Raw genomic sequence first — 19,536 nt, forward strand, 5'->3', positions numbered from 1 at the left:
CGTCCCGCCCTCAGTCCTCGGTGCGTCGCCGGTCCCTGAGCGTGTCGAAGGGCTCACGATGCCTCCCGCTGCCGGGGGTCGATGACGCGGTGCACGAGGTCGACGACGAAGCCGACGATGAGCACGAACCCGGTGAGGGCGAGGAGTGAGCCCTGCACCTTCGGCAGGTCGCGCGCGGCGACGTCGGCCACGAGCATGCGCCCGATGCCGGGGAGGGAGAAGAGCTGCTCGATGACGACGGCGCCGACGATGATGCCGGCGACCTGCAGGCCCAGCACCGTGATGACCGACAGTCCGACGACGGGCAGGCCATGGCGGAGGAGCGCCTGGTCGCGCGTGAGGCCCTTCGCGGCGGCGGTGCGCACGAAGTCCTGCCCGACGGCCTGCAGCGTCGCGCTGCGCACGAAACGCAGCAGCATGGCACCCTCGACGATGCCGATCGTGAGGGCGGGAAGGATCAGCGCGCGCAGCGCCGCCCACGGGTCGCTCCACCCCGACCGCGGGAAGCCCTGCGCGGGCAGCCACCCGAGCCACACCGCGAAGACGACGACGAGCATCATTCCCGCCCACACCACGGGCACCGCGGCGAGGGTCTGCGCGCCCACGCTGAGTCCCGTGCCCGAGGCGCGCCCGCGCCGCATGGCCGAGAGCACGCCGAGCGGCACGCTGATCACCACGGCGATGAGGAGGGACAGGATGCCGAGCGGCACGGTCACCTCCGCCTTCTGGGCGAGCTCGTCCACGACGCTCGTGCCCGTGAGGAGGGAGGTGCCGAGGTCGCCGCGGAACAGTCCGCCGATCCAGGTCAGGTACTGCTCCGGGAGCGGGCGGTCCAGGCCCAGCCGCTCCCGGATGGCGTCCTGCTGCTCGGGGGTGGACCCGACGCCGGCGATGAGGTGCGCGATGTCACCGGGGAGCACCCGGAGCGTGAGGAAGATCAGCACGCTGGCGACGAGAAGCCCGAGCAGGAGCAGGGCGAATCGGGTCAGCGTGTACCGGATCACCCGTTGCTCTTGGCGATCTCGGCGACGTTCAGGCGCTCGTTCACGTTGATCGAGGGCATACCGGCGATGTTAGTGCCGACGGCGACGACGGAGGCCCCGTTGTACAGCCAGTCGGCGGCGGCGTCCTCCGACACGATGCGGGCCGCCTGCTTCAGCAGGTCGGCGGCCTCGGACTCATCGGTGGCGGCCAGCGACTGGGCGTACAGGTCCTGCACCTCGGGGTTGTCGTAGGTGAAGTAGTAGTCCGGGTTCGCCCAGTTCTCGAAGTCGCGGGCCTCGGTGTGGAGCACGAAGCTCAGGTCGTAGTCGTGGTTCGTGTAGACATCCGTGAGCCACGTGGTGAAGTCGACCGAGTCCACGTCGAGGGTGATGCCGACCTCGTCGAGGTCCGACACGAGGATCTGCGGGATCGTCGTCGAGTAGAAGCTCGGGATGGTCAGCGTGAGCTCGAGGTCGTCCTCGTAGCCGGCCTCCTTGAGGAGCTTCTTCGCGGCCTCCGGGTCGTACGGCGCGACGTCCGACAGGTCCTCGTAGCCGGGGTCGAGCTCGGGGATCGGACCGTACTGGGTCTGCCCGGACGCGAGGGCCTCGATGATGGCGTCGTGGTCGATCGCCTGACGGATCGCCTGGCGCACGCGCTTGTCGGCGAGCGGACCGGTGGTCTGGTTGAACGCGAGCGTGCCCTTGTCGGTGGACTTGCCGAGCACGAGCGCGAAGTCGCCGTTCTGCTCGACCTGCTCCTTCAGGTTCGCGTCGAAGCCCGTCAGTACGTCGACCTCGCCCGCGAGCGCCGCGTTGAGGGCGGCCTGATTGTCGGGGATGTACTCGAACACGACCTCGGCTGCGCTCGACGCGTCGCCCCAGTAGGCGTCGTTGCGCTCGAAGGTGATGCTGTCGCCCTGGCGCCACTCGGTGAGCACGAATGGACCCGTGCCGTTCGCCTTCGTCTTGTAGTCGACGGTGTCGCCCTCCTTGAGGACGATGCCGGCGCGGCCGGTGAGATTCCACAGCAGGCTCGAGTCGGGCTCGCTGAGGGTGAGCGTGATGTCCTGCCCCTCCGCGGTGATCGACGTGACGTTCGCCAGACGCGCCGCGTCCCGCCACGCCGGCGTGTCGCGTCGCGTGGTGAGCGACCACACGACGTCCTGCGGCGTCAGCGCCTGGCCGTCGTGGAACGTCACGCCCTCGCGCAGCGTGAACGTGTACGTGAGGCCGTCGGGCGAGACGGTCCAGTCGCTCGCGAGCGCGGGGACGATGTCCTGCTCGGGTGTGCGGGCGACGAGGCCCTGGTAGATGTTGTCGACGAGGATCTGGTCCAGCGCCGACCCCGCGGTCTCGCGGATGTCGAGGTTGCCGGGCTCGAGCACCAGCCGGACCGCGACCGACGCGTCGGGGTCGGGCTCCCCGGGCGACGTGGGCGCGGCGTCGCCGCCACCACCGCTGCAGGCGGTGAGGACGAGCAGACCGGCGGCCAGCAGCGAGGCTGCGGCGAGAGCGGTGCGACGGAGCATGAAGGTCCTTTCGGGGAGGGTCCCGTGTGTGCTGTGCGGGGCCCCGGGCTGCCCAGGGGGTCGGGGCTGCCGGATGGGTATCAGCCTAGGGATATCGCCGAGGCGGGCGGCAACTCGGTACCCGGAACGCAACAGAAGTGTTAATGCTTCCCGACCGGCGCCGCATCGGTCACGCGCCCGCGGCCATCGCGCGCAGGCGCGCGCCCAGCTCCCGCGGGATCTCCTCCTGCACGTTGTGCCCCGAGGGGACGACCGCGACGGATGCTGCGGGCACCCGTCGTGCGAACTCCGCGGCGTCGTCGTCCGTGACGTAGCCGCGCTCGCCGCGGAGCAGCGTCGTCGGGGCCGCGACGGCGGCGAGATCCTCCCAGCCGGACTCGCCGAGCACCGAGGCGACGGCGTCCTGCCCGTCGACGGGCTCAGGGGCCGTCGCGCCGGCGGCCGCGTTCGCGAGGCGGGCGAAGTGGTGCTTCCACTCGACTCTGCCGTCGGCGCGGATGCGGGAGTTGAAGTACACGCCGCGCTCGGCCTTGCGGCGGGTGCCGCCGCCGAGCCCGAACGACAGGGCGCGGTCGACGAGCTCGTCGCGCGACGCCCAGTCGGCGGGGCCGGCGAAGAAGTCGCGGATCTGCTGCGCCCCGGCGTTCGGGTCAAGGCCCGGAGTGATGTCGATGACCACCAGCTCGCGCACGAGATCGGGTCGGGATGCCGCCACCGCGGCCGCGGTCAGCCCGCCGAGCGACTGCCCCACGAGGAGCTGCGGGGCGTCCGTCCAGGCGTCGATGCCCGCCGCGACGTCCGGCGCGAGCACCCGTGCGACGTACGCCATGTCGTCGCGCCACGAGGAGTCCCCGTGGCCCGGCAGATCGATCGCGAGAGCGGGGAGCCCGAGCGCGAGGATCGTGGTGTCCCACGTGTGCGCGTTGAGACCCGCGCCGTGGAGGAACGTCACCACGGGGGCCGCGTCGGGGGAGTCCGCCGGGGTGTACCGCAGCGCGCTCAGGGTGCGTCCGTCGGCCAGCGCCAGCGACAGCCGCTCGCCCTGGGGGACGAGGGCCTGAATGCCGGCCTCCGCGGCCTGCTCGGGAAGGAACGAGAACTCGTCGATGGGGTCGCTCACCCGCTCATCATGCCGCACCCCGGCGACGCCCGGCCCGGCGCGAGCCGGCCCTGGGTAGTCTGGCGTCATGACGGCAGAACACCGCGTGCACCTCTCGCGAGCGGCGCGACCCGCCTATCAGGCGCTCTCGGCCTTCTCGAAGACCGTGGGCGGCATCGCCGCCGAGAACGGCATCGACGACCGGCTCAAGGAACTCGTGCAGATCCACGCGTCGCAGCGCAACGGCTGCGCCTACTGCGTGCGGGTGCACGTCGAGCGAGCGCTCGCCGCCGGCGTCACGGCAGACGACATCGCCCAGCTGCCGGTGTGGCGCGAGTCCGGCGTCTTCTCCGATCGCGAGCGCGCGGGCCTCGAGCTCGCCGAGGCCTATGTCTACATCCACGAGGACGGCATCCCCGACGACGTGTACAACCGCATCGGCGGTGTGCTCAGCGAGAAGGAGTACGTCGCCCTCAGCTGGATCCTCGTCTCGATCAACGCGTTCAACCGGATCGCCATCGCGGGCCGGTACAGCACGCCGCCCCGCGACGATCTGGTCGGCGAAGACAAGGACGCCGCCGCGGGCGCCGCGTGGTGACGGGCGATCCGCCGTCGACCGATCCGGTTGAGCCGGAGGACCCGGCGGCACCCGGTCGCCTGGCCTTCTCCGACCCCGTCGTCCCGGGCGCCGTGAACCTCCGCGACATCGGGGGGCTGCGCGCGGGCGCGACGAGGACCCGCTACGGCGTCGTCTTCCGCTCGGGCAACCTGGCGCGGCTCGGGGCGAAGGGCGGGCCCGCTCTCGCGGGGCTTGGTCTGCGCCGCATCATCGATCTGCGTGCCGACGACGAGGTCGCCCGTGATCCCAGTCGGACCGAGGGCCTGGACGTCGTGACCCAGCGCGTGCCGCTGTTCCTCGGCTCGGTCGACTCGTTCTTCCGCGACGACCTCAGCCTCGACGAGATGTACCGCCTCATCATCGAGGAGTCGTCGGAAGGCGTCGTGGCGGTGGTCCGGGGCATCCTCGCCGACCAGCCGGTGCTCGTGCACTGCACCGCGGGCAAGGATCGCACCGGCGTCACCGTCGCGCTGACGCTGGCCGCAGCGGGCGTGGATGCCGACGAGGTCGTCGCGGACTACTCACGCACGGAGGCGCTGCTCCCGGCGCGACGCAATCGCTACGTCGTGGCCCTGATCCGATCCATGCATCCGCGCGCGGTGAACGTCGAGGACCTCGTCGCGCGCTCGCCGGCGCCGGTGATGCGGGCGCTCCTCGCCGACATCGACCAGCGCTACGGCTCGGCCGCGGAGTATCTGCGCACCCACGGCTTGGCCCACGACGAGATCGTCGAGCTGCGCCGCGTGCTGCTGCAGCGCGGCGCGTAGGGACGAGGCATCCGTTCTTCACGATCGGTAATGAGGTAAGGCAACCCTTCATCAGCGGTTATAGTGGAGGGGTCATGGTCCAGAACATCCAGCCTCAGAGTGCCGCGCACAACGCGTCCGCGTGCCGTGCATCGCGTCACACGCGCGTGCAGCACCTGATCGCGGCTGACGAATCGTCGCTGGCCGAGCTCGAGGCCGCGCTCGCGACCCTGCCGATCTGCTCGACGGGCCGGGTGTTCATCGAGATCCCGGATGCCTCGTGGCTGGCCGAGATCACCGCACCGAGCCGCATGGTCGTCACGTGGCTGGACCGCTCGCAGCGGTCGGGTGCGCCTGGCACCGGCCGCGGCTGCGCGTCGGGCGAGGCGCTGACGCGTGCGGTCACCGCGTGGGCCGACGAGATGCTGTGCGCCGACGACGACGAGACCCGCATCCACCTGCTGGGCGGCTACCTCGGCACGGCCGACATCGTCGACCACCTGGTCGAGCTGGGCATCAGCGCGGACGCGATCCACACTCCCGCGCAGTACGGCCTCGCCACCGCGCGCTGAGTCGCCGCGCGGCGTCTGCGCCGCGAAGCGCGCTCCCTAGGTACTGCTCCGGTATTCACCTCATTGACGGGGTCCCGAGCCTCGGAGTTCGATGGGCGCGGGCGAGCTCGCTGCCCGCCCTTTCAACTGGAGGGGGCGCATCATGCGCAGGAAGATCATGCTGGGCATCGCGGTGGGAGCGGTGCTGGTGTTCGGCTCCGCGGGCGGAGCGTTCGCGGGAGAGTACAACGCCAACGGTCAGGCGACCGGAGCGCGGAGCAACGCGAACTCGCCGTGTGCGTTCTCCGGACTGGAGGATCACGAAACCGACGGCTCGGGTGTGACACCCGGGACCACCCAGAACTGGGGACAGTTCGATCAGGCGGCTCGCAAGGCGTTCAGCCTGCACGGCGGCGGCGCCTCCGAGGTCAACATCCCGGGCCTGGGGGAGTGGGGCTGCAACGGCCACACCCAAGGGCAGAAGTGATCTGCGGACGCGGCCGGGGCACCCGGGCCGCGTCCTTCCTTCTGTCGTCGTCTCGTGCGTTCAGGCCGCGCCGCGCGGCACGTAGTTGCCGTCGGCGAGGCCTGCCTCGATCTCGAACCGGTTGCGCAGCGGGTTGCGGCCGGCCAGCAGGTAGAGCAGGGGCATGAGCAGCCCGTAGCGCTGCCACTGCCGTTTGTGCACCGCTTCGTGCCGCAGCAGTGCGTCGGTGATGCGCCCGTCGCCGGTGAGGAAGCACGCGCCGACGCACGAGCCGCCGCGCGGGAACGTCCAGCGCGGCATCCCGCGGAACACCCACAGACCCTCGCGCTTCTCGACGCGCCCGGTGCTCCAGAGCGTGCCCCAGACCCATCCCACGGCGCAGCCGTACCAGTAGCCGAGGCGGCTGACAGGCGAGTCCAGGAGGATCGACGGGATGGCGTCGTCGATGCGGCGCCCCCTGATGACGGCGCGCTCCGCAGCGGCGCGCCACCCGGCGGGCGGCGTGGGGATGGGACTCACGCCAGCGCCCCGATCACGCGCAGGATCGCGCCCAGGTCGTCGGTCGCCGCCGCGAGCGAGGCGGGAGAGTAGCCGGCGAGGGACGCGCCCACCAGCGGCACCCGCTCGCGCAGGCGCGCGACCGCGACGGTCAGCTCCGCCACGGTGACACCGAACGGTTCGGGGTGCGCGTTGCCGGCGATCTCGGCGGGGTCGAGTGCGTCGATGTCGATGTGGATGTACACGGCGTCGGCCCCGGTCGCGAGCACCGCGTCGGCGAGGGCGTCGGCGTCGCGCAGCGCGTCGACCGTGAGCGCCGCGATGCCGAGCTCCGCGACGACCTCGAGCTCGGGCTCGTCGAACGACCGCGCCCCGCCGACGATCACGCGCTCGGCGGCGATCGTGCCCGAGGGCAGCGCCAGGCCGGGGTCCCCGTCGCCGATCACGGCGCGCAGCGCCATGCCCGCGAAAGCGCCCGACGGCGACGAGTCCGGCGAATTGAGGTCGGGGTGCGCGTCGATCCAGACCACCGCGAGCCCGGGGGAGCGGCGGGCGGCGTGAGCGATCGGCGCCAGCGCGATGCCGCAGTCGCCGCCGATCGTGAGCACCGGCTCGTCCGGCGCCGCGGCGTCGTGCGCGTCGAGCGCCTGCGCGACCATCCCCTGCACCCGCTGCAGGGCGCTCAGGCGATGGATGCCGGTGCCCAGCGATTCGCCCGCCTCCATGGGAACGTCGAGCACGGTGGTCGACGCCCGGGGGAGGTCTCCCGCGATCGCCTGGGCGCCGTCGATGAGCTGCATCGCGCGGGAGGACGGGCTTCCCTGCCACTGCGGGACCACGAGGTAACGCGTCATCCCCTCATCTTCGCGCAGACCGGGGGCCGAGGCATCCGTCCTGCCGTCCGTTCGCTGGAGGCAGACGCGAGGGGCGCCGGATCCGTGCGGATCCGACGCCCCTCGACGACGAGCGGTGGGCTCAGTTCTCGATCGCGGCCTGCACCGGAGCGCCGGACTTGAGCGCGGCGAGGCGGGCCTCGACCTCGGTCAGCTCGCCGACGTCCTCGAGGGCGTTGAACTGCGCGTCGAGGGTCGACGCGGCCAGCTCCTGCTTGCCGGCGGCGAGGGCCTCCTGGCGGCGCACCTTGTCCTCGAAGCGGCCGAGCTCGCTGGTCGGGTCGAGCACGTCGATCGACTTGACCGCGTCGTGCACCTTGTTCTGGGCCTCGGCGGTCTTGGCGCGGGCGAGAAGCTCGGAGCGCTTGGCCTTCAGCTGCTCCAGCTTCTGCTTCATGCCATTGAGGCCCTCCTTCAGCTTGTCGACGACCTCGTTCTGCGTCGCGATGGTGGGCGCGATCGCCTTGGCCTCGTTCTCCTCGCTGATCTGACGCTGCAGCGCGATCTTGGCGAGGTTGTCGAACTTGTCGGCGTCGGTGGTGTTGCCGGTCTTGCGCAGCTCGTCGGCCTTGCGGCTGGCGGCGAGGGCCTTGTTGCCCCACTCGGCGGCCGCCTGCACGTCCTCCTGGTGGTCGCGCTCGAGCAGGCGCAGGTTGCCGATGGTCTCGGCGATGGCCGACTCGGCGTCGGCGATCGAGTTGGTGTAGTCGCGCACGAGCTGGTCGAGCATCTTCTGCGGGTCCTCAGCGGAGTCGAGGAGTGCGTTGATGTTCGCCTTCATGAGGGTCGAGATGCGACCGAAGATGGACTGCTTCGCCATCGGATTTCCTTCCTATCGGACTTCAGTTCTGGGTCGGTGAGTCTGGTCTGGAGACGGATGCCGGGGCCTCCGGCCCGCGGGCTGCCCGGCGGATTCGGGTCAGAAGCGGCCACCTCCTCGGCGCGCGCGTGTGCCGCCGCCTCCGAAGCTACCGGGTCGCATGCCGCCCGACGAGCGGCTCGGGCCGCCGCCGCCCAGCATGCCGCCGAGGCCGCCGCCCATGCCGCCCGAGGAGCGGCCGCCGCTCAGCACGGAGTTCAGCACGATGCCGCCGAGGACGGCGCCGAGCATGCCGCCGCCGGACTGGCCGCCGCTTTGCTGGCCCCCGCCGAACATGCCGCCCATGCCGCCGTCGAACGCGCCGACGTCGTTCTGTGCGAGCTGGATCGCCTGCCCGGCGAGCTGGTCGGCACGCTGCGCCTGCTGCATCGCCTGCTGCGGATCGCTCGCCTGCAGCGCCTGGGCGCGAGCGAGCGAGGCGCCGGCCTCGGCGAGGCGGGTGCGTGCCTGGGCGCCGACCGCGCCGCGCCGGGCCGTGATGTAATCCTCGGCCGCCGACACCTGCGCCTGCGCCTGCATCATCACCTGGCCGACCATCTGCCGTGCCCGCTGCGCCTGGGCCTCGGCATCGCGGACGCCCTGCACGAGCGTGTCGATCTGCGTGTTGGCCGCTTCGAGGCTCTGGAGTGCCGCGAGCGGGCGCTTGGCGGTGCCGCTGAGCTGTGCGCGCGCGGCATCGAGCTGCTGCCGCGTCGACGCGATGACGCCGGCGATCCGGCCGTCGGTGTCGGGGAGGGCAGACGCGGCGGCGATGTCGGATTCGAGCTCGGCGACGAGGGCGGTGGCGTTGCGCTCGCCCTCGGCGAGGTCGGTGGCGAGCTTGTCGATCGCGTTCTCGAGCAGCGTCGCCTGGCCGACGGCCTCTTCCGCGGCGCGGATCCCGACCGCGGCCTCGCCGCCGTCGCCGGCCCCGATGGCGGCCTGCGCGGCGGTGAGCTGCTCGTCGGCGAACGCGAGGCGCTGCTTCGCCTGCTCGGGGTTGTCGACGACGGTCGCGAGCGCCTCCGGCGCGTACGCCGTCTGCAGGCTCTGCAGCCGGGAGGTCGCCTGGTCGAGGGATGCCTCGGCTTTCTCCTTCGCGTCGTGCACGCGCGCGAGCGCCTCGGGGGCGTTCTGCTCGAGTTTGCGCAGCTCGTCGAAGGCGGCCGCCTTCTCGTCGAGGAGCGTGTTGGAGGCCTCGCAGAGCGCGATGATCCGCTCGTTCCAGGCGCGCGTGTCCTGCTCGGAGTCAGGGATGTGATCGTCGAGTTTCTGCTTGAGCTCGAACGCTTCGGCGAGGCTCTGCTGCGCGGTCGCGAGGGCGGCCTCGAACTCGGTCGTCGCGGCGTCTCCGAACTGCGCCTTCGCGAAGCCGAGCTCCTGCGTGCTCGTCTTGATGGCGTCGTCGGTCTCGACGAGCAGCGACGACGCGCGCCGCTCGAGCTCCTCGATGCTGGGCTGCGGCGGACCTGCCGGTCCGGCGGTCACCGCGCCCTTCTTGCGCCGGCGGAGGAGCATCACCAGCAGCACGATGCCGACGCCGACGACGACGATGACGAGCAGCCACGTGAGCCACCCGCTCCCGCCGGAGTCCGTTGCGGGAGTTTCACTGCCACCACCGACCGCGTCGGTCAGGCCATCGGCGGCCGCATCGATGGCGCCGAGCCAGTCGTCCCGTGCGAGCGCCGGCTGGATCTGCTGCTGCTCGATCGCGCCGAGCTGGTCGTCGCTGACGGGGCCCGCGGGATCGCCCCAGAGGTAATAGGCGCGCCCTTCGGTGGCGACGGCGAGCAGGTATTGGCTGACACCGAGGGTGTTGTCCTGCGCCGTCTGGACGGCCCACTCCGTGGCGTTCGACGGGTCCGTGAACTCGCCGACGTAGGCCACCCAGAGATCGAGGCCGGTGTCGGACTTCAGCTGTTCGAGTCGCGACTGCGCCTCGGAACGCTGGCCGGACGAGAGCACCCCCGACTCGTCGAGCACGTACTCCGCACTCGAGCCGAGCGTGACCGGGGGAGTCGCGAGCGCCGCCCCACCGCCGATCGCCGTGACCGCGACCACCGCAGCGGACGCCAGCGCTGCAGCCCAACGCAGTCGCATCGATCCCCCCTCTGGGACTCGGGTTTCCCCCTCCGCGAGTCTATTCAGCCGCGGGGATACGACGATAGCCCACGGCCCCGACGCCACTTGAGTGTTCGCCGAGAACGTACGCAGGCGCCGCCGATGCGGGTCGCTCCCGCCCTGGGTGCGCGGCGGCGGGTAGCCTTGCCGATCCGGAGGAGGACCATGGACGATCGCTACGGCGCCGATGTGCTGGCCACGGGCTGGAAGGGCCACGGGGTGCGGGAGCTGCCGCGGGTGGCGGCATCCCGGGACCTCGTCGTCGAGGTCGCGGACGACGGATTCTGCGGCGCCGTCGTGGGTGCGTCCGGCGGCATGGTCGAGCTCGAGGACCGCCTCGGGCGCCGCCGCCTGTTCCCGCTCGGCGCGGGCTTCCTCATCGACGGCAGGGACGTCGTGCTCGGTCCGCCCGCACCCGCAGCAGCGCCCGCCGGGCCGAAGCGTACGGCGTCCGGCTCGTTCGCGACCGCCGACTCGCGAGCTCGCGTCGCGCGCGCCAGCCGCATCCTCGTCGAGGGCCGGCACGATGCCGAGCTCGTCGAGAAGGTGTGGGGCGACGACCTGCGCGAGGAGGGCGTCGTCGTCGAGTACCTGCAGGGCATCGATCTGCTGGACGCCATGCTCGACGAGGAGCCGCCCTCGGCCGAGCGCCGCTACGGTGTGCTCGTCGACCACCTCGTGCCCGGCTCGAAGGAGACGCGCATCGCCGACGCGGTGGCGCGGGGCCGCCACGGAAAGCATGTGCTCATCGTCGGGCACCCGTGGATCGACGTCTGGCAGTGCGTCACGCCCCGCGCGGTCGGCATCGAACGCTGGCCCGAGGTGCCTCGCGGCATCGAGTTCAAGGTGGGCGTGTGCCGCGCTCTCGGCTGGCCCGCCCGCGACCAAGCCGACATCGCCCGGGCCTGGCAGCGCATCCTCGCGTCGGTGAAGACCTATCGCGACCTCGAGCCCGCGTTCCTCGGCCGCGTCGAGGAGCTCATCGACTTCGTCACCGTTCCGCAGTAGCCCGTCGGCGCCTCTCGCCCTGGGTAGCCTGGAGGAGTGACGAACCCTGCCACGCCTGCGCCCGAGCCCCGCACCTTCCGTGAGAAGCCGGTGTCGTTCGTGCGGCGCAGCGGCCGGATGTCGGACGCCCAGGAGCGCGCCTGGAGCGAGCTCGCCCCGCAGTACGTCATCGAGGTGCCCCGCGACCGTGCGGTCACGAGCATCCTGCCGGACTCGGAGATCGATCCCGCCATGGTGTGGGGGCGCGACGCGCCGCTCGTCGTCGAGATCGGGTCGGGCCAGGGGCACGCCATCGTGCACGCCGCGACGTCGCGCCCCGACACCGACTTCCTCGCGATCGAGGTGTTCCGTGCCGGGCTCGCCCGCACCATGCTCGACGCCGACCGCGCCGGGGCGCGCAACCTGCGTCTCGTCGAGGCGAATGCGCCCGAGGTGCTGCAGCACCTGCTGCCCGAGGCATCCGTCGACGAGCTCTGGATCTTCTTCCCCGATCCGTGGCACAAGAAGAAGCACACCAAGCGGCGCCTCGTCGCCGAGGGCTTCGGCGTTATCGCGGCGCGGGCGTTGAAGGACGGCGGGATGCTGCGTCTCGCGACCGACTGGGAGGACTACGCGCTGCAGATGCGCGAGGTCATGTCGGTCGCGCCCGACTTCGAGGCGACCTTCGAGGGGGAGTGGGCACCGCGCTTCGACGGCCGCGTGCTCACGGCGTTCGAGCGCAAGGGCGCTCGCGTGGGACGCGACATCCGGGATCTGTCGTACCGCCGCGTCGCGAGGTCATGAGCGGACCCACCGGACCCCTCACCGGCCCGGTCCCGGTGCCGGGACCGGGACCCGACCCCGCGCGAGAGCTCCCGTCCGCGCCCGGCTCGGCCGCGCCCGCGCGGCAGCGCGACCCGTGGCGCTTCCTCAGACCGCTCGGGCATCGTGACTTCCGGATGCTGTTCGGCGCCGTGGTGCTGTCGATCTTCGGCGCGGGCATGTGGGCCGTCGTCATGGTCTACACGGTCATCGGCGCGGGCGGCGGGCCGGTCGAGCTCTCTCTGGTCGCGGCGGCGAACGCCATCGGCCTGCTGGCGTGCGCGATCCCCGGCGGCATCGCGGCCGACCGCGTGCCGCGCCGGCTCCTGCTGCGCATCGTCGAGCTGGTGAACCTTCTCGCCATCACCTCGGTCGCGGTCGCGGGCTCGTTCGGCGTCGTGACGATCCCGCATCTCGCGCTCGTGGCCTTCGTGATGGGCGCGGGTGCGGGCTTCTTCTTCCCGGCGTACAGCGCGATCCTGCCCCGCATCCTGCCGCCCGCGCAGCTTCTCGCCGCGAACGGTCTCGAGGGCGCCATCCGCCCCGCGCTGCAGCAGGCGGCGGGCCCGGCGGCGGCCGGTGTCATCGTCGCGGCGGTGCTCGCACCTGCGCACGCGGCGTGGGGCGTCGTCGCCGCCCACGCGCTGGCGTTCGTGCTGCTGCTGTTCGTGCGCCCCGAGCCGCCCGCCGCTCCCGGGGAGCAGCACGAGGCGCCCGAGGGCGTGCGCGGCGTGCTCCACGACCTGCGCGAGGCGGTGGGCTTCACGATCCGCACGCCGTGGCTGCTGTGGACGCTCCTGTTCGCCACCGGATGGGTGCTCGTGTTCGTCGGTCCCGAAGAGGTGCTGCTGCCCTTCGTCACCCGAGACCGGGTCGGGGAGGACCCGCGGCTGTTCGGCTTCCTCCTCGCGATCTACGGGATCGGCGGCGTGCTCGGCTCGATCGTGGTGTCGTCGATGAAGCTGCCGCGCCGGTACCTCACGGTGATGATGGGCGTGTGGGGGGTCAGCACGCTGCCCTTCGCGATCGTCGGCATCACCCACCAGTACTGGCTCATGGCGCTGTGCCTGTTCCTCGTGGGCTTCGGCTTCAGCTACGGCAACGTCATCTGGGGCACGCTCCTGCAGCGCCGCGTGCCGCGCCACATGCTCGGGCGCATCTCGAGCCTCGACTTCTTCGTGTCGCTCGCGCTCATGCCGCTGTCGATGGCGCTCGCCGGCCCCCTCGCCGAGGTGGTGCCGATCGAGGCGATCTTCATCGCGGCCGGTGTGATCCCGCTGATCCTCGGCGCGCTGGCGTACGTCGTCGCGCGCATGTCGAAGGATGAGATCGAGCACCCCCTCGACCACTGACCCGTCCCGACCCCGACCGACCGGAGCCGCCGAGCATGCCCGCACATCCCGACGCCCCGCCCGCGCCGGCCGTCCGCACGTGGTCCTGGGGGCTCGCGCCCGCCCTCCTCGTCTGCCTCGCCGCCCCGGCGTTCTTCGTCGTGCGCGTGCCGTGGCTCGGGTGGGTGCTGCTGGCCGCAGGCCTCGCGAGCGCACTTCTGACGGAGCGAGCGGATGCTGCCGCCCGGCCGCCTGCGCCGGAGTCCGGTCTGCGCCCGCCGTCGCTGCTGCGCGATCTCTCGCTCATCGCCGTCGGCCTGCTCATCGTGAGCGCGATCCCGCTCAAGGCGGAGCTCGACAACCTCGCGATCCTGCGGTTCGCGATCGCCCTCGGCGGCGCGGTCGCCGTGCCCTACGTGATCTCGCGATGGGTGTACCGGGACCGCGCCATCCGGTTCCCGTGGCGCGGCGGCGGCCGGTGGACGCGGTTCCAGTGGACGTGGCTCATCGCCGTGCTGCTGCTCGGCTGGCTGATCCTGCCCTTCTACTTCATCACCTCGGGCGTCTACCTCAACTGGCCGGTCGTCGACACCCCGGAGCTCATCGCGCGCCTGTTCGTCGGCGTCGGCGCGGTGGGCATCTGGGACGAGCTGTTCTTCATCTGCACGTGCTTCGCCCTGCTGCGGCGGCACTTCCCGTTCTGGCAGGCGAACGTCCTGCAGTCGGTGGTGTTCGTCTCGTTCCTCTGGGAGCTCGGGTATCAGGCGTGGGGTCCGGTGCTCACGATCCCCTTCGCGCTGCTGCAGGGCTTCATCTTCATGAAGACGCGATCGCTCGCCTACGTCGTCACGGTGCACCTGCTGTTCGACGCTGTCGTCTTCCTCGTGCTCGTGCACGCGCACAACCCGGGCATGCTCGACTGGCTCTTCTTCGTCTGAGCCGGGCGGCCCGGATCCCTGCCCAGGCCCTGCCCAGGGGGAGCGGCTAAGGTGGTCAGCGGATCCCCGACCGGATCCCCGGACGACGGATCAGTACCCGGTACGCGACAAGACTGGCCAGGAGCACAGTCATGGCGTGGGTCATCCTCATCGTTTCCGGCATCCTCGAGGCCGTGTGGGCCACCGCCCTCGGCAAGACCGAGGGCTTCACGAAGCTCTGGCCGTCGGTGATCTTCGGCGTCGCGCTCGTCGCCAGCATGGGCGGACTCGCCTGGGCGATGCGCGACATCTCCACCGGCACCGCGTACGCCGTCTGGGTCGGCATCGGCGCATCGCTGACCGTCGCCTACGCGATGATCACCGGCGACGAGGCGTTCTCGTTCGTCAAGATGCTCCTCATCCTCGGCCTGGTCGGCTGCGTCGTCGGCCTGAAGCTCGTCGGCCACGAGTGACCTTCGGGCGATGGATGCTGCGACCCGGCGACCGCGCCGGGTCGCAGCATCCATCCTGGTCAGGCCGGATTATGAGAGCTCGATGAGAGTGCCCGCCGTGGGGCTGGCCGTGCCGATGCGGAGTGTGTGAGCATCCCCGCAGGAAGCCGGTGACAGAGGGGTCGCCGGCGGAGAGGCACGACCATGCCCATGAGAACCAGGCGCGCCTGGGTTGTCGCTACCGCGACAGCCCTCGTCGCCACCGTCGCTCTCGCAAGTCCCGCGTACGCGGCACCGAACAACAATTCGGTGAAGAAGATCACGAAAGCCGTGACGCTGGACGGCGTCATGAACCATCTCGAGGCGTTCCAGGCGATCGCCGATCAGTACGGCGACCGTGCCGCCGGACGCCCGGGGTACAGGGCATCCGTCGACTACGTCGTGAGCCAGCTCACCGCCGCCGGGTACACGCCCGAGGTGCAGCCGTTCGAGTTCGACTACTTCGAGGAGAACAGCGAGCTCATCCGCGTTTCGCCGAACCCCACCTCGTTCGTCGACGAGTCGGATTTCCTCCGCAACACCTTCGACAGCGGCAGCCCCAAGGGCACCGCGACCGGGCCGCTCGTGCCCGTCGGTGTCGTCTACCCGTCCGAGGCGCTCCCGCCGAACAGCAACACCAGCGGATGCGAGTCGACGGACTTCGCCGGCTTCCCGATGGGCGGCATCGCCCTGGTCCAGCGCGGGACGTGCGGATTCGCGGTCAAGGTCCTCAACGCGCAGGCGGCGGGTGCCGCCGGCGTGATCGTCATGAACGAGGGGCAGGCGGGCCGCACCGGACTCGTCGGCATGATCGGCGACGCCACCGGGCTGACCATCCCGGCGGTGTTCGCGACCTCCGCCACAGGCGCGAACCTGTTGTCGGTGCCGAACTCGATCGTCACCGTGACGGTCGACTACGAGGCCGACACGCGCACCGCGTGGAACGTGCTCGCCGAGACCAAGGCCGGCAACGACGCCAACACCGTCATGGCGGGCGCTCACCTGGACAGCGTCCAGGACGGTCCGGGCATCAACGACAACGGCTCGGGCAGCGCCGCGCTGCTGGAGACCGCCATCCAGATGCAGAAGACCAAGCCCAACAACACGGTGCGGTTCGCCTGGTGGGGCGCCGAGGAGAGCGGGCTGCTCGGTTCGGAGCACTACGTCGGGGCACTGTCGGAGGAGCAGGCGGGCGACATCGCGCTCTACCTCAACTTCGACATGATCGGCTCGCCGAACTACTTCATGGGCGTCTACGACGGCGACAACTCCAGTGGGACAGCCGCACCCGGCTTCATCCCGGAGGGGTCCGCCCAGATCGAGGACGTCTTCGAGCAGTACTACACGAGCGTCGGAGAGCCCTTCCAGGACACCGAGTTCTCGGGCCGCAGCGACTACGGACCCTTCATCGCCGTGGGCATCCCCGCGGGCGGTCTGTTCACCGGTGCCGAGGGGGTCAAGACCGCCCAGCAGGCGGCGATCTTCGGCGGCACGGCCGGCGTCGCGTTCGACCCGTGCTACCACGCTCCCTGCGATGACATCGACAACCTCAACGCGCACGCGCTCGACGTGAACTCCGACGCGGTCGCCGCGTCGATCATGACGTTCGCGTTCGACACGTCGACGGTCAACGGCGTCCGCACGCCGGGCAAGTCGCACGGTGCGGGCAAGAGCATGGACGCGTTCACGGACGACGCCACGCAGTGATCGACGGGATGCTGCGCCCCCGGCGACTGCGTCCGGGGGCGCAGCATCCCTCACCCTCAACCTCATGTCGAGATGACTTCTTCGTGAACTCTTGACGACGGGGGTCCCGAGGAGGACATTCGATCTTGCGAAGAGAAAACAGAGACGTAAGGCCCGAAAGGACCCGGAACACAGAAACCCCTTCGCATTGACGATCCCCCCGGCGCTTCGGCACCGAGGGGATCATCGTTTTGCGCCCGGCGTCGTCGGGGCCTCACGTTCGAAGCCGGGGCCCCGGCGAGGCTCGCGCGACGCCGGCACCCCACTCGTATCCTGACGACGTGGATTTCAGCCAGTTCCTGAGCACGCCGATCACGTGGTGGCAGGTGCTGTGGGCGATCCTCGCCCTGCTCGCCGGGTGGATCGCCTCGCGCATCGCGAAGCGGGCGGTCACCGACCTCATGGGCCACGTGCCCACGGCGACGCCGGCCGCGACGCGGTTCGCCGCGCGATTCGCCCAGTACACGCTGCTGCTGGTCGGCTTCGGGATCGCGCTGGCGTTCCTCGGGGCGAACGTGCAGCCGGTGCTCGCTGTCGTGATCGTGCTGGTCGTCGTCGCCGCACTGGTGCTGCGCGGCGTCGCCGACAACTTCGCCGCGAGCGTGCTGATCGCCACTCGCAAGCCCGTCATGCTCGGCGAGGAGATCACCGTCGAAGGACCCGACGGCAAGCCCATCACCGGCACCGTCGTCGAGCTCAACTCCCGCGCCGTGGTCTTCACCACACCCGACGGGCGCACGGCGCACGTGCCGAACTCCAAGCTCCTCGCCGAGACCCTCGTCAACAACTCGCGCCACGGCGGGCGGCGCAGCGAAGTGCAGGTGCGCGTCGAGCGGGCCGGCGCAGGGGTCGAGGAGGTCGTCGAGGCGCTCGCCGAGTCCGCCGGCGCCGCTGAGGGCGTCCACGCCGATCCCTCCGTCGGTGTGCTGGTCACCGCCGTGTCCGAGACCCGGATCACCGGGCGCGTGCAGTTCTGGCACGATCCCGCGCGAGGACTTTCGGTCACGTCGGGGGTGGTCGCCGCGCTGACGGCGGGACTCGCGCGCCGCGGGTGGTCGGCGACAGTGACGAGCGAGGCGGTCGTGCCGCCCCTCGTGCCCGGCGATCCCGTCTGACACCGCTCGATCATGCCAAGGTGGACACGACTGTGTCCCCACGTATCCAGGAGCAGGAATGCAGCGTCCCCTCGCCGGCCTGACCAGGCGGAACCTCGTGACCGAGCTCACCGCGGGCGTCACCCTCCTCGCGATCGCGATCCCGCTCAACATCGGGTACGCGCAGATCGCCGGCCTGCCCGCGACCGCAGGGCTGTACGCCCTCATCGTGCCGACGATCGTCTACGCGCTCGTGGTGTCGTCGCGTCAGCTCGTGGCGTCGCCCGATGCCGCGGCAGCCGCCCTCGTCGCCTCGTCGATCGGCGGGCTCGCGACCGCCGGCAGCGCCGACTACGCCACCCTGGCGCTCGCCCAGGCGATCATCTGCGGCGTGATGTTCGTGTTGATGGCGGTGTTCAAGCTCGGCTTCCTCGCGAACTTCCTCTCCAAGCCGATCCTCATCGGGTTCGTCGGCGGTCTGGCGCTCGACATCCTCGTCAGCCAGATCGCCAAGATGCTGGGCGTCAAGATCGACTCGGGCGGCGAGTTCGTCGACAAGGTCTTCGGGCTGGTGTCGAACCTCGAGACGATCAACGCGTGGTCGCTCGCGATCTCTGCGGTGTCGGTGGCGGTCCTGCTCCTCGGCGCGAGGTTCCTGAAGGCCGTGCCGTGGGCGCTCGTCGTACTCGTCCTTTCGACGCTGCTCGTCGTGCTGACGGGGCTCGACAAGCAGGGCGTCGACGTCCTGGGGGAGGTTCCCGCGGGGCCGCCCACGCTCACGTGGCCCGTCATCGACTGGCAGATGTGGATGGCGCTGATCCCGTCGGCGATCGCGCTGACGCTCGTCACCACGGCCGAGGGACTCCTCGTCTCGCGCTCGTACGGCGAGAAGCACGGCTACCCGTTCCACGCCAACCGCGACCTCCTCGCCTTCGGCCTGGGCAACATCGCCGCCGGCGCACAGGGGAGCTTCTCGATGGGCTCGTCCACGTCGCGCACCGCCGCGATGGACCAGGCGGGTTCGCGCACCCAGCTTCCGTCGCTCGTGCTCGCCGTCGGCACGCTGCTGCTGCTGCTCTTCGGCACCGCGCTGCTCGCCGACATCCCGTCGCCCGCGATCGGCGCCGTCGTCGGCGTCGCGATCCTGCCCCTCCTCGGCATCCGCGAGTTCCGGCAGCTGTGGCGTCAGGATCGCTTCGAGTTCGCCATCGGCGCGGTGTGCTTCCTCGTGACGCTCTTCGTGGGCGCGATCCCCGGGATCGTCGTGGCGTTCGTGCTCGCGCTCATCAACCTCGCCAAGCGCGCGGCGAACCCCGCGATCGACGTCCTCGCCGCCGACGACGACGCGAAGCAGTCACTCCTCGAAGACGCGGCGGCCGGTGCGACGACCGCGCCCGGCGTCGTCGTGGTGCGGATGGCGGCGCCGCTGTTCTTCGCGAACGGCAGCGTGTTCTCGGCCGCCGTGAAGCGCGCCGTGACCGAGGCGGACGAGCCGGTCAAGCACGTCGTCATCGACATGGAAGCGGTGACGGACATCGACGTGACCGGCGCCGAGGCGTTCGCGTCGCTCGAGGAGTGGCTGCACGAGCAGCGGGTGAGCCTGGCGTTCAGCCGGGTCCGGGTCCCCACGAAGGCGCGCCTCGACGAGCTCGGGCTGCTGTCGGGGCAGACCGTCTTCTCGACCAATCGCGAGGCCGTGGCGGCGCTGGAAGCCTCCCTCTCGCAGAACTGACGATCTCGGCCGCCGGGGCCGGACGAAG

19 protein-coding genes and 1 riboswitch are annotated in these 19,536 nt (G+C 71.0%); of the genes, 12 read left to right on the forward strand and 7 right to left on the reverse strand.

The genetic code is table 11. The annotated features are described in order from the left end of the window. Window positions 1-53: 53 nt before the first annotated feature. The 3 genes from ACFVSU_RS18365 to ACFVSU_RS18375 all read right to left on the reverse strand — a co-directional run bounded on the left by ACFVSU_RS18365 (window position 54) and on the right by ACFVSU_RS18375 (window position 3,635). Window positions 54-1,004 carry an ABC transporter permease gene (locus ACFVSU_RS18365; protein WP_387146283.1) on the reverse strand — a complete coding sequence of 317 codons (951 nt, stop codon included), beginning with the start codon at window positions 1,002-1,004 and terminating at the stop codon, window positions 54-56. Beyond that, window positions 1,001-2,515, reverse strand: a complete 1,515-nt coding sequence (locus tag ACFVSU_RS18370) for an ABC transporter substrate-binding protein (RefSeq protein ID WP_387146285.1) — start codon at window positions 2,513-2,515, stop codon at window positions 1,001-1,003. Before ACFVSU_RS18370 ends, ACFVSU_RS18365 begins: the two co-directional genes overlap by 4 nt. Window positions 2,516-2,684: 169 nt before the next feature. Further along, a complete protein-coding gene (locus ACFVSU_RS18375) occupies window positions 2,685-3,635 on the reverse strand; it encodes an alpha/beta fold hydrolase (protein WP_387146288.1) in 951 nt (316 codons plus the stop codon). 67 nt (window positions 3,636-3,702) lie between these two features. Between ACFVSU_RS18375 and ACFVSU_RS18380 the strand changes: the two genes are divergently transcribed. From ACFVSU_RS18380 to ACFVSU_RS18395, 4 genes are all read left to right on the forward strand, one after another. After that, window positions 3,703-4,212, forward strand: a complete 510-nt coding sequence (locus ACFVSU_RS18380) for a carboxymuconolactone decarboxylase family protein (RefSeq protein ID WP_045297469.1) — start codon at window positions 3,703-3,705, stop codon at window positions 4,210-4,212. Beyond that, window positions 4,209-5,000, forward strand: a complete 792-nt coding sequence (locus ACFVSU_RS18385; protein WP_387146293.1) for a tyrosine-protein phosphatase — start codon at window positions 4,209-4,211, stop codon at window positions 4,998-5,000. The genes ACFVSU_RS18380 and ACFVSU_RS18385 overlap by 4 nt, the downstream gene beginning before the upstream one ends. A gap of 74 nt (window positions 5,001-5,074) precedes the next feature. Further along, entirely contained in the window at window positions 5,075-5,551 is a 477-nt protein-coding gene (locus tag ACFVSU_RS18390; RefSeq protein WP_387146296.1) for an SIP domain-containing protein, read from the forward strand. A 142-nt stretch (window positions 5,552-5,693) separates the two neighbouring features. After that, window positions 5,694-6,017, forward strand: a complete 324-nt coding sequence (locus ACFVSU_RS18395) for a hypothetical protein (protein ID WP_387146299.1) — start codon at window positions 5,694-5,696, stop codon at window positions 6,015-6,017. Window positions 6,018-6,077: 60 nt separating this feature from the next. Here the strand turns inward: ACFVSU_RS18395 and ACFVSU_RS18400 are convergent, their stop codons facing one another. The 4 genes from ACFVSU_RS18400 to ACFVSU_RS18415 all read right to left on the reverse strand — a co-directional run bounded on the left by ACFVSU_RS18400 (window position 6,078) and on the right by ACFVSU_RS18415 (window position 10,367). Beyond that, a complete protein-coding gene (locus tag ACFVSU_RS18400) occupies window positions 6,078-6,536 on the reverse strand; it encodes a Fe-S oxidoreductase (protein WP_387146302.1) in 459 nt (152 codons plus the stop codon). Further along, window positions 6,533-7,369: an arginase family protein gene (locus ACFVSU_RS18405; RefSeq protein WP_387146304.1), complete on the reverse strand. Its 837-nt coding sequence runs from the start codon at window positions 7,367-7,369 to the stop codon at window positions 6,533-6,535. Before ACFVSU_RS18405 ends, ACFVSU_RS18400 begins: the two co-directional genes overlap by 4 nt. A gap of 121 nt (window positions 7,370-7,490) precedes the next feature. Then, a complete protein-coding gene (locus ACFVSU_RS18410) occupies window positions 7,491-8,228 on the reverse strand; it encodes a PspA/IM30 family protein (RefSeq protein ID WP_056370369.1) in 738 nt (245 codons plus the stop codon). Window positions 8,229-8,327: 99 nt separating this feature from the next. Beyond that, window positions 8,328-10,367: a TPM domain-containing protein gene (locus ACFVSU_RS18415; RefSeq protein ID WP_387146307.1), complete on the reverse strand. Its 2,040-nt coding sequence runs from the start codon at window positions 10,365-10,367 to the stop codon at window positions 8,328-8,330. A gap of 186 nt (window positions 10,368-10,553) precedes the next feature. Here ACFVSU_RS18415 and ACFVSU_RS18420 point away from each other — a divergent pair, with 186 nt between their 5' ends. The 8 genes from ACFVSU_RS18420 to ACFVSU_RS18455 all read left to right on the forward strand — a co-directional run bounded on the left by ACFVSU_RS18420 (window position 10,554) and on the right by ACFVSU_RS18455 (window position 19,508). Beyond that, a complete protein-coding gene (locus ACFVSU_RS18420; protein WP_387146310.1) occupies window positions 10,554-11,396 on the forward strand; it encodes a DUF3097 family protein in 843 nt (280 codons plus the stop codon). A 117-nt stretch (window positions 11,397-11,513) separates the two neighbouring features. Next, entirely contained in the window at window positions 11,514-12,179 is a 666-nt protein-coding gene (gene trmB, locus ACFVSU_RS18425) for a tRNA (guanosine(46)-N7)-methyltransferase TrmB (RefSeq protein WP_387146971.1), read from the forward strand. Further along, the gene (locus ACFVSU_RS18430; RefSeq protein WP_387146313.1) at window positions 12,176-13,549 is read left to right on the forward strand and encodes an MFS transporter; all 1,374 of its coding nucleotides are present in this window, start codon (window positions 12,176-12,178) and stop codon (window positions 13,547-13,549) included. Before trmB ends, ACFVSU_RS18430 begins: the two co-directional genes overlap by 4 nt. A gap of 35 nt (window positions 13,550-13,584) precedes the next feature. Further along, window positions 13,585-14,466 (forward strand): type II CAAX prenyl endopeptidase Rce1 family protein, encoded by an 882-nt coding sequence (locus ACFVSU_RS18435; RefSeq protein WP_387146316.1) that lies wholly within the window; start codon window positions 13,585-13,587, stop codon window positions 14,464-14,466. Window positions 14,467-14,523: 57 nt separating this feature from the next. Further along, a riboswitch (guanidine-III (ykkC-III) riboswitch) is annotated at window positions 14,524-14,588 on the forward strand. Between the two features lie 9 nt (window positions 14,589-14,597). After that, window positions 14,598-14,918, forward strand: a complete 321-nt coding sequence (locus ACFVSU_RS18440) for a multidrug efflux SMR transporter (protein WP_056370360.1) — start codon at window positions 14,598-14,600, stop codon at window positions 14,916-14,918. Window positions 14,919-15,206: 288 nt separating this feature from the next. Then, entirely contained in the window at window positions 15,207-16,643 is a 1,437-nt protein-coding gene (locus ACFVSU_RS18445) for a M20/M25/M40 family metallo-hydrolase (RefSeq protein WP_387146320.1), read from the forward strand. Between the two features lie 320 nt (window positions 16,644-16,963). Beyond that, a complete protein-coding gene (locus ACFVSU_RS18450) occupies window positions 16,964-17,797 on the forward strand; it encodes a mechanosensitive ion channel domain-containing protein (protein WP_387146323.1) in 834 nt (277 codons plus the stop codon). A gap of 58 nt (window positions 17,798-17,855) precedes the next feature. Beyond that, window positions 17,856-19,508, forward strand: coding sequence for a SulP family inorganic anion transporter (locus tag ACFVSU_RS18455; protein ID WP_387146326.1), 1,653 nt, complete (start codon window positions 17,856-17,858; stop codon window positions 19,506-19,508). Window positions 19,509-19,536: the final 28 nt, after the last annotated feature.

The organism is Microbacterium sp. NPDC058062 (assembly GCF_042885375.1).
Taxonomy (GTDB): domain Bacteria; phylum Actinomycetota; class Actinomycetes; order Actinomycetales; family Microbacteriaceae; genus Microbacterium; species Microbacterium trichothecenolyticum_C.

Bases quoted from the DNA above. Each gene is read 5' to 3' on its own strand.
- ACFVSU_RS18395 (WP_387146299.1), top strand. From the start codon at position 5,694: ATGCGCAGGAAGATCATGCTGGGCATCGCGGTGGGAGCGGTGCTGGTG.
- ACFVSU_RS18370 (WP_387146285.1), bottom strand. From the start codon at position 2,515: ATGCTCCGTCGCACCGCTCTCGCCGCAGCCTCGCTGCTGGCCGCCGGT.
- ACFVSU_RS18415 (WP_387146307.1), bottom strand. From the start codon at position 10,367: ATGCGACTGCGTTGGGCTGCAGCGCTGGCGTCCGCTGCGGTGGTCGCG.
- ACFVSU_RS18390 (WP_387146296.1), top strand. From the start codon at position 5,075: ATGGTCCAGAACATCCAGCCTCAGAGTGCCGCGCACAACGCGTCCGCG.
- trmB (WP_387146971.1), top strand. From the start codon at position 11,514: ATGTCGGACGCCCAGGAGCGCGCCTGGAGCGAGCTCGCCCCGCAGTAC.
- ACFVSU_RS18455 (WP_387146326.1), top strand. From the start codon at position 17,856: ATGCAGCGTCCCCTCGCCGGCCTGACCAGGCGGAACCTCGTGACCGAG.
- ACFVSU_RS18435 (WP_387146316.1), top strand. From the start codon at position 13,585: ATGCCCGCACATCCCGACGCCCCGCCCGCGCCGGCCGTCCGCACGTGG.
- ACFVSU_RS18380 (WP_045297469.1), top strand. From the start codon at position 3,703: ATGACGGCAGAACACCGCGTGCACCTCTCGCGAGCGGCGCGACCCGCC.
- ACFVSU_RS18430 (WP_387146313.1), top strand. From the start codon at position 12,176: ATGAGCGGACCCACCGGACCCCTCACCGGCCCGGTCCCGGTGCCGGGA.
- ACFVSU_RS18440 (WP_056370360.1), top strand. From the start codon at position 14,598: ATGGCGTGGGTCATCCTCATCGTTTCCGGCATCCTCGAGGCCGTGTGG.
- ACFVSU_RS18405 (WP_387146304.1), bottom strand. From the start codon at position 7,369: ATGACGCGTTACCTCGTGGTCCCGCAGTGGCAGGGAAGCCCGTCCTCC.
- ACFVSU_RS18410 (WP_056370369.1), bottom strand. From the start codon at position 8,228: ATGGCGAAGCAGTCCATCTTCGGTCGCATCTCGACCCTCATGAAGGCG.
- ACFVSU_RS18420 (WP_387146310.1), top strand. From the start codon at position 10,554: ATGGACGATCGCTACGGCGCCGATGTGCTGGCCACGGGCTGGAAGGGC.